Origin of the sequence: Pseudomonas sp. G.S.17 (assembly GCF_038096165.1) — a bacterium.
Classification (GTDB): domain Bacteria; phylum Pseudomonadota; class Gammaproteobacteria; order Pseudomonadales; family Pseudomonadaceae; genus Aquipseudomonas.
Genome location: NZ_CP151076.1, coordinates 6,072,025 through 6,084,619 on the forward strand (window position 1 = coordinate 6,072,025; position 12,595 = coordinate 6,084,619).

Here is a 12,595-nt window from a genome sequence, read left to right on the forward strand (position 1 = left end):
CCGATGAAAGCCTTGCTGTGCAAAGCGTTTGGCCCCGCTGAAACCCTGGTGCTCGAAGACATCGCGAGCCCGGAAATCAAGAAGAACGAAATCCTCCTCAACGTCCACGCCGCCGGGGTCAATTTCCCGGACACGCTGATCATCGAAGGCAAATACCAATTCAAACCGCCATTCCCGTTTTCGCCGGGCGGCGAAGCAGCGGGTGTGGTGTCGGCCGTTGGCGAAAAAGTGACCCATTTGCAAGTCGGCGACCACGTCATGGCCTTGACCGGCTGGGGCAGCTTCGCTGAACAAGTCGCCGTGCCCGGCTATAACGTGCTGCCGATGCCCGAAACCATGGACTTCAACACCGCCGCCGCGTTCAGCATGACCTACGGCACGTCGATGCATGCGCTGAAACAACGCGCCAACCTGCAACCCGGCGAAACCTTGCTGGTACTCGGCGCTTCCGGCGGAGTCGGTCTGGCGGCCGTGGAAATCGGCAAAGCCATGGGCGCCCGCGTCATCGCCGCCGCCAGCTCGGCCGAAAAACTCGCAGTCGCGAAAAACGCCGGCGCCGACGAACTCATCAACTACAGCGAAACCAATCTCAAAGAAGAAATCAAACGCCTCACCAACGGCAACGGCGCGGACGTCATCTACGACCCGGTCGGCGGCGACCTCTTCGACCAGGCCATCCGCGCCATCGCCTGGAGCGGCCGCTTACTCGTCGTCGGTTTCGCCAGCGGCCGCATCCCCGAACTGCCCGTCAACCTTGCACTCCTCAAAGGCGCTGCGGTGCTCGGCGTGTTCTGGGGATCCTTTGCACAACGCCAGCCGCAGGACAATGCCGCCAACTTTCAGCAGTTGTTTGGCTGGTATGCCGAAGGAAAACTGAAACCGCTGGTCTCGCAGGTTTATTCCCTGGAGGACGCGGGCAAGGCGATTGATTCGTTGGGGCAGCGGCGGGCGGTGGGGAAGGTGGTGATACAGATCCGCTGATCTTGGCCACTTTCTCTAAGAGGCAGGCAACGGCCTCTCTTATTACCGTAGGACCAGCCCCCGTTTCGCAACATGCGCTTACACATCGACTACATGTTCATAAAACAACATCAGGTGAATCGATTCTCCTACGAATTCTCGGACTATAAGCACTGCTTTTTTCTGTAATGAAAATGTAATATTCGCTTTCGCGCAGAAAAAAACAAAAACTGGAGAGACTTCGATGTTTGCCTTCTTTCGTCCCGCCGCACACAAGGCCCCGTTGCCTGAAGAAAAAATTGATAGCACCTATCGCCGTCTGCGCTGGCAGATTTTCGCGGGCATCTTCTTTGGCTATGCGGGTTATTACCTGCTGCGCAAGAACTTCTCGCTGGCGATGCCTTATCTGATCGACGAGGGTTACACGCGGGGCCAGTTGGGCGTGGCGATGTCGGCCATTGCGATTGCCTACGGCTTGTCGAAGTTTCTGATGGGGATTGTTTCCGACCGTTCGAACCCTCGCTACTTCCTGCCTTTTGGCTTGCTGGTTTCAGCGGCAGTGATGTTCGTATTCGGCTTTTCGTCCTGGGCGACGTCCAGTGTCACGATCATGTTTATCCTGTTGTTCATCAACGGCTGGGCGCAAGGCATGGGCTGGCCGCCGAGCGGACGGACCATGGTGCACTGGTGGTCGCAGAAGGAACGTGGCGGCGTGGTTTCGGTATGGAACGTTGCGCATAACGTCGGCGGCGGCTTGATCGGGCCTTTGTTCCTGCTGGGTCTGGGCTGGACCAACGATTGGCATGCGGCGTTTTACGTACCGGCTGCTGTGGCGTTGCTGGTTGCGGTGTTCGCCTTTGCGACCATGCGCGATACCCCGCAATCCATGGGTTTGCCGCCGATCGAGCACTACAAGAACGACTATCCGGAAGGCTATGACGACAGTCATGAAAAGGAATTCAGCGCCAAGGAAATCTTCGTCAAGTACGTGCTGCGCAACAAAATGCTGTGGTACATCGCGCTGGCCAACGTCTTCGTTTACCTGCTGCGCTACGGCGTACTGGACTGGGCGCCGACATACCTGAAAGAAGCCAAGCACTTCACCGTCGACAAGACGTCCTGGGCGTACTTCCTGTACGAGTGGGCTGGTATTCCGGGCACGCTGCTGTGCGGCTGGATGTCGGACAAAATCTTCAAGGGCAATCGTGGCCTGACGGGCGTGGTGTTCATGGTTATGGTGACCATCGCTACGCTGGTGTACTGGCTGAATCCGCCGGGCAACCCGACCGTCGACATGATCGCGCTGGTTTCCATCGGCTTCCTGATCTACGGCCCGGTCATGCTGATCGGCTTGCAGGCGCTGGAACTGGCACCGAAGAAAGCCGCTGGCACCGCTGCGGGTTTTACCGGGCTGTTCGGCTACCTGGGCGGCTCCGTCGCAGCCAGTGCGCTGATGGGCTACACCGTGGACCACTTCGGCTGGGACGGCGGTTTTGTCCTGTTGCTGATCGCCTGCGTAATGTCGATCGTGTTCCTGCTGCCAACGCTTTGGCATAAGCAGGTGGCGAGTACGACGCGTGAGGCGGTGGCTTAAAGCGAGGGCTGCACAATCTGTTGGAGCGAGCGGGCGGCGTTCCGACTTGCCCGCGAAGGCAATATTCCAGGCTCAGAAGGTCGGGTAAATGTACCGGCCCCTTCGCGGGCAAGCCTCGCATCTACAGGATTGGCGCTAGCACCGACAAATTCATAACTCAGACGACGTCACACACCCCCCAACACCGCTTCAACCGCGCCTCCAGATTCAGATCCGGCATGGCGTGGCTGCGCAGGGCGTTGGCGGTTTGTTCGACGTAGTCGCGGGTGGTGCCGTAGCGTCCGCTGGCGCTGGCCAGCACCTGGCTGAGGACGCTGTCTGGCAGGTTGCCTGCGTAGCTGGGCAGGTGGCGTTCCAGTACAAATCCCAATGCCTGAACCCGTCGACCGTCTGCCAGTCGGCAGCTGAGCCAATGCGGCCGGTAGGATGGGAAGGGCATTTCCCGTTGCCATAAGGCCAGCAACGATTCTTCAAGATTCTCTTCCGGCAACCGGTAGGCGAAGCCGCTGCAGGAGCCGCCGCGATCCAGGCCGAAGACCAGCCCCGGCATTTCCGGCGTGCCGCGATGTTCGTGGGACCACAGGTATAAACCTCTGTGATAACCGTGAATTCGGCCGCGCTGGCGTTCGATTGCGGTGCACTCGGGGCGCCAGATTAGTGACCCATAGGCAAACAGCCATACCGGCCCACCTTCATGGCGCTGCATGGTCTGCTCCATCGAGCTGAGCAGTTGTTCACGGGTCAGTTGCGGCCCCAGATCCATCACCGGCGGATAGGTCAGTCCCAGACCGTCATGCACGGCCGTTGACAAGCTATTGATTTGATTCCCCATTTGGCCCCCCTGGCGGATATTCCGTCAGTTGTAGCAGATCTTGCTCAATGAAATATGAGCGGACTACGTGGGCGAACGGATGGCGTTCGCCAATGAATGCTTGTGTATCAGACTGGCTGAGCAGTGTCGCAATCACGCAGCTACACTGAAACAGATAGACACATCTACTGCAATTAGCAATCCACCCAAGCTACCTCATGGCGGATAAACGCCGCACCTGATACGCCGCCCTGACAGTACGCGCTTAATTTAAGGACCGTTCCTACAGAGCACCCAGACCTTTCAACTTACCGTGGCGTACATCGCTCGGTATAACGCTGCACACGGAGTTATTGCCAGGAAGCACGTCATGAAGGTCGGTGAAAATTTGCAGGTAACGGTGTTTATGGCCCTATGCTGGCTCGCGCCTCAGGTTGTGGCGGACGAGGCATCAGCGGGCAACGAAGGCGGGTTCTGGCTGGTGCAAACCAGTGCTTATACGCGGCATTTCTCGCCGTCGTCGGAGCACAATAATCATCAGGATTTATTGGGGCTGGAGCGCAATGAGGCGTCCGGGCTGGTTTATGGCGGGGCGACGTTTCGTAACTCGTTTGGCCAACGCTCGGTGTATGGCTACGCGGGCAAGCGTTTTGATAGCAGCGCTTATCCGGTGTACCTGAAAGTCACCGGGGGGCTTTTGCATGGCTATCGGGGCGAGTATCGCGACAAGATTCCGCTGAACCGCTACGGCATTGCGCCAGTGATCATTCCCGGCGTCGGGGTCAATCTGGGTCCGGTCAACGCCGAGGCGATCCTGTTGGGCGCCTCTGCGTTGATGGTCAATGTCGGGCTGCGTTTCTGATCCTGATTACCCTGCTCAAGAGCGAGGCGCGTAGGCAAATACGTCGGCACGCATTTGATGAGCGCTCATTCCCGCGCTGACCAGTGCATCAAGAGTCGCGTAGATCATGGCTGGCGAACCGCTGGCATACACGTGTACCGCTGCGAGATCAGCGATGTCGCTGCGCACCGCTTCGTGCAGCATGCCGCAGCGTCCTTCCCAGCCGCACAGGTCGCTGACGACTTTGTGCAAAAACAGGTTAGGCAGCTTCTTCCATTCATCCCAATGCTGGATGTCGTAGAAATCTTCTGGCCGACGCACGCCCCAATACAGATGCACGGGATGGCTGAAACCCTTGCTGCGGCAGTGCTCGATCAAGCTTTGCATCTGCGCCATGCCGGTACCGGCAGCGATCAACACCAGCGGGCCATCTGGCAGTTCGGCCAGGTGCGTATCGCCAAACGGCAGTTCGACCCGGGCCATCGTGTTGCGCTGCAATTGTTCGATCAGGCTCTGGGCGCTGGCTTCGCGAACCAGCACATGCAATTGCAGATCGCGACCGCTTTGCGGCGCGGATGCCAGCGAGAAGGCGGATTTTTCGCCATTGTCGCGATGAATCATCAAATACTGACCGGCGTGATAGCGCGGCGCCTTGCCCGCCGGAGCGCGCAAGCCCACGCGCCAGACATCACCGCCGACTTCCACGCATTCACTCAACTGGCAGGCGAACGTGCGCACTGGCAGTTCGCCGAGGGCGAGCACGCCGTCCCAGAGGACTTCGCAGTCCTCAAGCGGCTCGGCCAGGCAGGTATAGATTTCGCCATGAGTCAGTTCTTCACCGGCCTGCAGCACGCGGCCGTGGGCCAGCAAAGCCGAACACACATGGCAATTGCCGTTGCGACAGCTTTGCGGGCAGTCGTAACCCAGGCGTTGCGCGGCATCGAGAATCCGCTCGCCGGGCAATGTTTCCAGTACTGCGCCCGATGGCTGCAAGGTTACACGCATCAATCTATTCCCAACTGATTCCAGATGTCGTCGACCCGGCGTGTGACGGCTTCGTCCTTGACGATAACCCGACCCCACTCGCGCGTGGTCTCGCCTGGCCATTTATGGGTTGCGTCCAGTCCCATTTTCGAACCCAGCCCGGAAACCGGTGATGCGAAATCCAGGTAGTCGATTGGCGTGTTGTCGATCATCACCGTATCGCGCTTGGGATCCATGCGCGTAGTGATGGCCCAAATCACGTCGTTCCAGTCCCGGGCATTGATATCGTCGTCAGTGACAATAACGAACTTGGTGTACATGAACTGTCGCAAAAACGACCACACGCCCAGCATCACACGCTTGGCATGGCCTGGGTACTGCTTCTTGATCGTCACGATCGCCATGCGATACGAGCAGCCTTCCGGCGGCAGATAGAAGTCGGTGATTTCCGGGAACTGCTTTTGCAGGATCGGCACGAACACTTCGTTCAATGCCACGCCCAGAATTGCCGGCTCATCAGGCGGCCGACCGGTGTAGGTGCTGTGATAGATCGGTTTGATCCGATGAGTAATGCGCTCGACAGTGAACACCGGGAAGCTGTCGACTTCGTTGTAGTAGCCGGTGTGATCGCCATACGGGCCTTCATCGGCCATTTCGCCGGGGTGGATCACGCCTTCGAGGACGAACTCGGCGCTGGCCGGGACTTGCAGGTTATTGCCTCGGCACTTGATCAGCTCGGTACGACTGCCGCGCAACAGACCGGCGAAAGCGTATTCGGAAAGGCTGTCAGGCACGGGCGTGACTGCGCCAAGAATGGTGGCTGGATCGGCGCCGAGGGCCACGGATACCGGGAAGGGTTCGCCGGGATGTTTGGCGCACCATTCCTTGAAGTCCAGCGCGCCGCCACGGTGGCTCAACCAGCGCATGATGACTTTGTTGCGACCGATGACCTGCTGGCGATAGATGCCGAGGTTCTGCCGTTCCTTGTTCGGCCCGCGCGTGACGGTCAGGCCCCAGGTGATCAGCGGCGCGACATCGCCGGGCCAGCAGGTCTGCACCGGGAGCATGGCGAGATCGACGTCATCACCTTCGATGACGATCTCCTGGCACGGCGCGTCCTTGACGACCTTGGGCGCCATGGCGATGACTTTCCTGAAGATCGGCAGCTTGGACCAGGCATCTTTCAAGCCCTTGGGTGGCTCGGGTTCCTTGAGGAAGGCCAGCAGCTTGCCGATTTCCCGCAGCTCGCCGACTTCTTCAGCGCCCATGCCCATGGCAACGCGCTCGGGCGTGCCAAACAGGTTGCCGAGCACCGGAATATCAAAGCCGACGGGCTTTTCAAACAGCAATGCCGGACCCTTGGCGCGCAAGGTGCGGTCGCAGATTTCGGTCATTTCCAGGACAGGGGAAATGGGCATCTGAATGCGTTTCAACTCTCCGCGCTGCTCAAGCTGCTGCACGAAATCCCGTAGATCCTTGAATTTCATTAACCCGGCCACTCATAAAATAGGTTCGTATCGTACCTGATCGCGACCAGTGTGGGAGCGAGCTTGCTCGCGAATAGGAATTCCATTCTGCAGATTTATCGCCTGCGATAACGTCTTCGTGAGCAAGCTCGCTCCCACCAGGCTCGCTCACCTTCCTGTCAATTTGCGTTCTCACTGAGGAAAATCGGCGCAAACAACGGCCTCATCCGCTCGCCGCCTTGGTCCGACAGGTGATTCTCGTCCTTGTATTGGGAAAAACCATCGATGGCCGCGCGGCAAATGCCTTCAGCGCAGAGCAGTGGCGCGGGGTCGATGATGTGGATGTGTGGATCGGAAGCTGCCAGGTTGGCGAACAGCTGGTCGATAAAGTGCTGCCGCTCGCGGTGATCGGCAATCGGCCTGCCGACGCGCAGCGCAGAACGCCCGACCATCGCCAGGCTGCTGAGTCGTGCGATGGTGCCCTGGCGTTGCAGCGGGACTTCCTTGAACAGCCAGACGTTCGCTCCGGCGGCGCGCACGCTGGCCACTGTCGCGCGCAAGTTGTCGGCCAGATGCTGCTCGGCGGCGGCGCGGCTTTCATGGCGGTAGGTGATGTGCTCGCGGTCGCCGTCTTCTTCGCCATACAGATAAAGGCTCCAGCGGGCGGCGAGTACCACGTCGCGGATCTTTTGTTTTTCGACCAGCGCCAGGGTTTGCTGGTTGAAGGTCTGACATTGCGGACGGGATTCGCTGCCCAGCACTGGCATGCAGCCGGACAGGCTGGTCAGCCAGACCGGAATGCCAAAGCGCTCGGCGTCTTCTTTGACCGCTGGCATCAACGCCGCCGCATGACTGTCGCCCCACACGAGTTGCAGCGGCGGCACGTCAGCATCGCCGCCGAAACGACAGGCTGCGCTCAAGTCCGGGCTGTCGCGCTGCAGCAGACAATCCATTTGCCCGCGCTGCCATTCACGCGCTTCGGCGTACTGCCGGGCTTGCCCGGACAAGCGCTGCGGGAAGCCTTCGCCCCAGCGCACGGTTTGCCCGGCCATCGCCACGACCAGCATGCACAACGCCGCGCTGATGAGCACCGGTTTGCGTCCGGCCAGCAGGCGTTTTTCGCGGAAGGGCATTTCCACGAAACGCCACGACAGCCAGGCCAGCGCCACGCACAGCGCAATCCAGAACAGCGATTCCCCACGCTGCATGCCGTCGATGGAAATCGCGTTGGCGTAGACGAATACCGGCCAATGCCAGAGGTACAGCGAGTAGGAAATCAGCCCGATCGCCACTAATAGCGGCGCGCTCAACAGCTTGCCGGCCAGCGTTTGCGCCTGACCGTTGGACCAGATCAACGCCGTAGCGCCCAGCACTGGCAACAATGCCGCCCAACCTGGAAACGGCGTACTGCGGTCGAACCCGCACACCGCGATCAAAATGGCAGCCAGTCCCGCCAGACTGACACTTTGGTAAACCCAGGGCCGCAGTTTGATTCGGGATGCGGGCATGACCGCCAGCATCGCGCCACAGAGCAATTCCCAGGCGCGCATTGGCAGCAGGAAAAACGCCGAGTCCGGCGCGCGACTTATGCTCCAGATGTTCAGACCGAATGACACCAGCAGCAGGCCCAGCAGCATCAAACGCCAATGGCGAAAGAAGCGCGTGATCAACACCATCAGCAGCGGGAAGATGATGTAGTACTGCTCTTCCACCGACAGCGACCAGGTGTGTAGCAAGGGTTTGAAGTCCGACGCCGGGTTGAAATAACCGTCCTGGCGCATGAACAGGATGTTGGAAATGAACATCGCCTGATAACGCACAGTGCGACCCAGTTGCGAATAATCATGGGCCGTCAGCAGCAACCAGCCGACCAGCAAGGTAGCGGCCAGCACCACGCTCAAGGCCGGGATGATCCGTCGCGCGCGACGCGCCCAGAAGTCGACAAAGCTGAAGCGACCGGCGCTGATTTCACGGTGAATGATCGAGGTGATCAGGAACCCGGAGATGACGAAAAACACGTCGACGCCAACGAAGCCGCCGCTGAACGCGCCGAAACCATAGTGAAAAAGTACGACGGGAATTACCGCCAGGGCGCGCAGGCCGTCGATATCCCGCCGGTTGCCGAATGTGTGCATGACACTCCTTGTCGCGATTCTCAAAAATCAGGCAAAAAAAATGGTGTCCATAAGGACACCATTCATTTGAAGCCGTTCAGCCTGTTATTTGCGCTTCATCGACAGGAAGAACTCATCGTTGGTCTTGGTCTGCTTCAGCTTGTCGATCAGGAACTCGATAGCCGCGACTTCGTCCATCGGGTGCAGCAGTTTGCGCAGGATCCACATACGTTGCAGTTCGTCGTCGGCGGTCAGCAACTCTTCGCGGCGGGTACCGGAGCGGTTGATGTTGATCGCCGGGAACACGCGCTTCTCTGCGATCTTGCGATCCAGAGGCAGCTCCATGTTGCCCGTACCCTTGAACTCTTCGTAGATCACTTCATCCATCTTCGAGCCGGTTTCAACCAGCGCGGTAGCGATGATGGTCAGCGAGCCGCCTTCTTCGATGTTCCGCGCGGCGCCGAAGAAACGTTTCGGTTTCTCCAGGGCGTGGGCATCGACACCACCGGTCAGGACCTTGCCGGAGCTAGGAATGACGGTGTTGTAGGCGCGAGCCAGACGGGTAATGGAGTCGAGCAGGATAACGACGTCCTTCTTGTGCTCGACCAGGCGCTTGGCCTTCTCGATCACCATTTCGGCAACCTGTACGTGACGGGTTGGCGGTTCGTCGAACGTCGAGGCAACCACTTCGCCGCGCACGGTGCGCTGCATTTCGGTTACTTCTTCCGGGCGCTCATCGATCAGCAGAACGATCAGATGCACTTCCGGATTGTTACGCGTGATGTTGGCCGCGATGTTCTGCAACATGATCGTCTTGCCCGCTTTGGGCGGTGCAACGATCAGGCCGCGCTGGCCTTTGCCGATCGGTGCGCACAAGTCGATCACACGGCCGGTCAAATCTTCGGTGGAACCGTTACCGGCTTCCATCTTCATGCGGATGGTCGGGAACAACGGCGTCAGGTTTTCGAAAAGAATCTTGTTCTTCGCGTTTTCCGGACGGTCGTAGTTGATCGTGTCGACCTTGAGCAGAGCGAAATAACGCTCGCCTTCCTTAGGTGGACGGATCTTGCCGACAATGGTGTCGCCAGTACGCAGATTGAAGCGGCGGATCTGGCTGGGCGAGACGTAGATATCGTCCGGGCCGGCGAGATAGGAAGCGTCTGCAGAGCGCAGGAAACCGAAGCCGTCCTGGAGGATCTCCAGCACGCCATCACCGGAAATTTCCTCGCCACTCTTGGCGTGCTTTTTCAGCAGGGAGAAAATGACATCCTGCTTGCGCGAACGGGCCATATTTTCTATGCCCATCTGTTCGGCCATTTCGAGCAGATCGGTAATCGGCTTTTGCTTGAGTTCAGTCAGGTTCATATAGGAATGACGTAATCATGTATGGAGGGGGAAATTAAGCTTTTGGCTTAATGAGGCCGCGCCGCAGAGAAGGCGACAGGATCGCGTACTAATTCGAAAGGAGAGCGTCGGCGACGGCTAGCAGGGGGCAACGGAGAAGCCGTTGCGGGGCCGAATGTACCACTTGATTTTCGAGGCGTCTAGTACACCGCCCGAAAAAAACCCCGCAATTTGCGGGGCTTTGATCATCAGATATTAGCGTCAAGGAACGCTTGCAGCTGAGACTTCGACAGCGCACCAACCTTGGTGGCTTCGACGTTGCCGTTCTTGAACAGCATCAATGTCGGGATACCACGCACGCCATGCTTGGCTGGCGTTTCCTGATTTTCATCGATGTTCAGCTTGGCGATGGTCAGTTTGCCTTTGTAGGTCTCGGCGATCTCATCCAGAACCGGGGCAATCATCTTGCATGGGCCACACCACTCAGCCCAGTAATCAACTAGTACAGCACCTTCAGCCTTGAGGACGTCAGCTTCGAAGCTGGCGTCGCTGACGTGCTTGATAAGGTCGCTACTCATGGAGTTCTCCGAGTTAGTAGGCTAAAAAACGTGGCCCATCATAGCGGGCCTTGCCCCGTTCAGGAAGCCAGACGTCATTGAGTGTGGCTATAGCTGTCCATCAGTCTGGTTATAGCGCTGTTCAGTTTGAAGGCGAGACAAACACGATCCCGGTCCTCAGCGCCGCGCCACGAATGTGTTCGTGCATGGCTTTCTGCGCCGGGCCTGAGGCGTGGCGGGCCAGGGCGCGGAGGATCTTGCGGTGTTCCTGCCAGGTTTCCATGGCCCTTGAAGCGCGGATGAACGGCATCTTCTGGCTTTCCAGAAAAATATCCGCGCCTGCGGTCACGATACCGAGCATGGCCTGATTGCCGCTGGCGACGAGAATATGCCGGTGAAATTCGAAATCCAGGCGTGACGCGGCTTCGAAATCGCCGGCGCGCAGCTCCAGGCGCATCGCCTCGACGTTATCTTCCAGCACGTCACGCTCGTCGGCGGTCAGGGTCACGGCGGCCAGTCCGGCGGCGAAGCCTTCCAGGGCATAACGCAGCTGAAAGGTATCGGCAGGTGATATTTGTGCATCGAAAGGCCAGGAAAATCCGCTCGTGCGCTGTTCTGGTTCAGAAATTTTCTGCACGAAGACGCCTTTGCCAGGCTGCACGCTGACCACGCCCAACGCGCTGAGTGAAGACAAAGCCTCACGCAACGAAGCGCGACTGACGCCGAGCAGCACGGCAAGATCGCGCTGCGAGGGCAGGCTGTCGCCCGGCGCATAGCCTTGCTCGGCAATCAATTTGCGAATGGCCCGCAACGCGGATTCGGGTACGGCGATTGGGCTATGTGGCATCACTGTTCAGGCCAGTCAGTCCAGTAGAACCTCCTTTTATAGCCATCTTCGCCATCAGGCAAGCGACGCCCAGGCCTGGGGCGGCGGGGCTTCGAGGCGCGCTAAAGCAGTGCGAGCAACCCTGCAACTGTTCAGACCAGTAAGACCAAAATCACGCTACAACCCGCAGGTTTGGGTCGCGTTTCACAGGATGGCATGGCCTGTGCAATCGCTATCAGCATTCAGCATTGCCGAACAATCTCTCGTCCGACTCGGAGTTATCCCATGACCAAGCGTTACAGCGCCCTGCTCACTGCCCTGTTTGCCAGCCTCGTACTCAGCCAGGCTCCCGCTCATGCCAATGGTCTGGACGACGTGATTTCCCGTGGCACGTTGAAAGTTGCCGTTCCCCAGGACTTCCCGCCGTTCGGTTCGGTGGGTACCGACATGAAGCCGCGCGGCCTGGATATCGATACTGCCAAGCTGCTGGCAGACCAGTTGAAAGTGAAACTGGAACTGACCCCGGTCAACAGCACCAACCGCATTCCGTTCCTGACCACCGGCAAGGTTGATCTGGTGATTTCCAGCCTGGGCAAGAACCCGGATCGCGAAAAAGTCATCGACTTCTCCCGCGCCTACGCGCCGTTCTATCTGGCGGTATTCGGCCCACCTGAAGCGTCGATCAAGACCATCGACGATCTGAAAGGCAAAACCATCAGCGTTACGCGGGGCGCCATCGAAGATATCGAGCTGAGTGCTGTTGCGCCTAAAGAAGCCACCATCAAGCGCTTCGAAGACAACAACTCCACCATCGCGGCTTATCTCGCGGGCCAGACTGACCTGATCGCCAGCGGCAACGTGGTGATGGTTGCCATCAGCGAGAAGAACCCCAAGCGCATCCCCGAGCTGAAAGTGAAGCTCAAGGATTCCCCGGTTTACGTCGGCGTGAACAAGGAGCAGCCGGAGCTGCTGGGCAAGGTCAACGAGATCCTCAATGCCGCCAAGGCAGACGGCGCGCTGGAAAAGAATTCGCAAACCTGGCTCAAGCAACCTTTGCCAACCGACCTCTGATCGCTGCTTCTGCTTCTGCTTCTGTTC

The 12,595-nt window shown here is 58.8% G+C and carries 11 protein-coding genes; 4 read left to right on the forward strand and 7 right to left on the reverse strand.

What is annotated here, in order from left to right; genetic code table 11:
* Positions 1-3 precede the first annotated feature (3 nt).
* Positions 4-981: an NADPH:quinone oxidoreductase family protein gene (locus AABC73_RS28345; protein WP_341521830.1), complete on the forward strand. Its 978-nt coding sequence runs from the start codon at positions 4-6 to the stop codon at positions 979-981.
* A gap of 223 nt (positions 982-1,204) precedes the next feature.
* A complete protein-coding gene (gene glpT, locus AABC73_RS28350; RefSeq protein ID WP_020293282.1) occupies positions 1,205-2,554 on the forward strand; it encodes a glycerol-3-phosphate transporter in 1,350 nt (449 codons plus the stop codon).
* 157 nt (positions 2,555-2,711) lie between these two features.
* Here the strand turns inward: glpT and AABC73_RS28355 are convergent, their stop codons facing one another.
* Positions 2,712-3,386: a gamma-glutamylcyclotransferase gene (locus AABC73_RS28355; RefSeq protein WP_341521831.1), complete on the reverse strand. Its 675-nt coding sequence runs from the start codon at positions 3,384-3,386 to the stop codon at positions 2,712-2,714.
* A 385-nt stretch (positions 3,387-3,771) separates the two neighbouring features.
* On the opposite strand from AABC73_RS28355, the gene AABC73_RS28360 reads away from it, so the two are divergent.
* Positions 3,772-4,227, forward strand: coding sequence for a sn-glycerol-3-phosphate transporter (locus AABC73_RS28360; RefSeq protein ID WP_341524349.1), 456 nt, complete (start codon positions 3,772-3,774; stop codon positions 4,225-4,227).
* 15 nt (positions 4,228-4,242) lie between these two features.
* Here AABC73_RS28360 and AABC73_RS28365 read toward each other — a convergent pair whose 3' ends face one another.
* The 6 genes from AABC73_RS28365 to AABC73_RS28390 all read right to left on the reverse strand — a co-directional run bounded on the left by AABC73_RS28365 (position 4,243) and on the right by AABC73_RS28390 (position 11,518).
* Positions 4,243-5,211: a CDP-6-deoxy-delta-3,4-glucoseen reductase gene (locus AABC73_RS28365; RefSeq protein ID WP_341521832.1), complete on the reverse strand. Its 969-nt coding sequence runs from the start codon at positions 5,209-5,211 to the stop codon at positions 4,243-4,245.
* Positions 5,211-6,677, reverse strand: a complete 1,467-nt coding sequence (gene ubiD / locus AABC73_RS28370; protein WP_331152897.1) for a 4-hydroxy-3-polyprenylbenzoate decarboxylase — start codon at positions 6,675-6,677, stop codon at positions 5,211-5,213. The genes AABC73_RS28365 and ubiD overlap by 1 nt, the downstream gene beginning before the upstream one ends.
* Positions 6,678-6,835: 158 nt before the next feature.
* A complete protein-coding gene (locus AABC73_RS28375; RefSeq protein WP_341521833.1) occupies positions 6,836-8,791 on the reverse strand; it encodes an acyltransferase family protein in 1,956 nt (651 codons plus the stop codon).
* Between the two features lie 84 nt (positions 8,792-8,875).
* On the reverse strand, positions 8,876-10,135 hold the full coding sequence (gene rho / locus AABC73_RS28380) for a transcription termination factor Rho (protein WP_020293277.1): 1,260 nt from the start codon (positions 10,133-10,135) through the stop codon (positions 8,876-8,878).
* Positions 10,136-10,362: 227 nt separating this feature from the next.
* Positions 10,363-10,692, reverse strand: coding sequence for a thioredoxin TrxA (gene trxA / locus AABC73_RS28385; RefSeq protein WP_020293276.1), 330 nt, complete (start codon positions 10,690-10,692; stop codon positions 10,363-10,365).
* Between the two features lie 121 nt (positions 10,693-10,813).
* Positions 10,814-11,518 (reverse strand): FadR/GntR family transcriptional regulator, encoded by a 705-nt coding sequence (locus AABC73_RS28390; protein ID WP_341521834.1) that lies wholly within the window; start codon positions 11,516-11,518, stop codon positions 10,814-10,816.
* A 264-nt stretch (positions 11,519-11,782) separates the two neighbouring features.
* Here AABC73_RS28390 and AABC73_RS28395 point away from each other — a divergent pair, with 264 nt between their 5' ends.
* A complete protein-coding gene (locus tag AABC73_RS28395) occupies positions 11,783-12,568 on the forward strand; it encodes a transporter substrate-binding domain-containing protein (RefSeq protein ID WP_341521835.1) in 786 nt (261 codons plus the stop codon).
* The last annotated feature ends 27 nt before the right edge of the window (positions 12,569-12,595 follow it).

Excerpts from the sequence above, each read along its gene's own strand:
- AABC73_RS28345 (WP_341521830.1), top strand. The coding sequence starts at position 4 with ATGAAAGCCTTGCTGTGCAAAGCGTTTGGCCCCGCTGAAACCCTGGTG.
- glpT (WP_020293282.1), top strand. The coding sequence starts at position 1,205 with ATGTTTGCCTTCTTTCGTCCCGCCGCACACAAGGCCCCGTTGCCTGAA.
- AABC73_RS28355 (WP_341521831.1), bottom strand. The coding sequence starts at position 3,386 with ATGGGGAATCAAATCAATAGCTTGTCAACGGCCGTGCATGACGGTCTG.
- AABC73_RS28360 (WP_341524349.1), top strand. The coding sequence starts at position 3,772 with ATGGCCCTATGCTGGCTCGCGCCTCAGGTTGTGGCGGACGAGGCATCA.
- AABC73_RS28365 (WP_341521832.1), bottom strand. The coding sequence starts at position 5,211 with ATGCGTGTAACCTTGCAGCCATCGGGCGCAGTACTGGAAACATTGCCC.
- ubiD (WP_331152897.1), bottom strand. The coding sequence starts at position 6,677 with ATGAAATTCAAGGATCTACGGGATTTCGTGCAGCAGCTTGAGCAGCGC.
- AABC73_RS28375 (WP_341521833.1), bottom strand. The coding sequence starts at position 8,791 with ATGCACACATTCGGCAACCGGCGGGATATCGACGGCCTGCGCGCCCTG.
- rho (WP_020293277.1), bottom strand. The coding sequence starts at position 10,135 with ATGAACCTGACTGAACTCAAGCAAAAGCCGATTACCGATCTGCTCGAA.
- trxA (WP_020293276.1), bottom strand. The coding sequence starts at position 10,692 with ATGAGTAGCGACCTTATCAAGCACGTCAGCGACGCCAGCTTCGAAGCT.
- AABC73_RS28390 (WP_341521834.1), bottom strand. The coding sequence starts at position 11,518 with ATGCCACATAGCCCAATCGCCGTACCCGAATCCGCGTTGCGGGCCATT.
- AABC73_RS28395 (WP_341521835.1), top strand. The coding sequence starts at position 11,783 with ATGACCAAGCGTTACAGCGCCCTGCTCACTGCCCTGTTTGCCAGCCTC.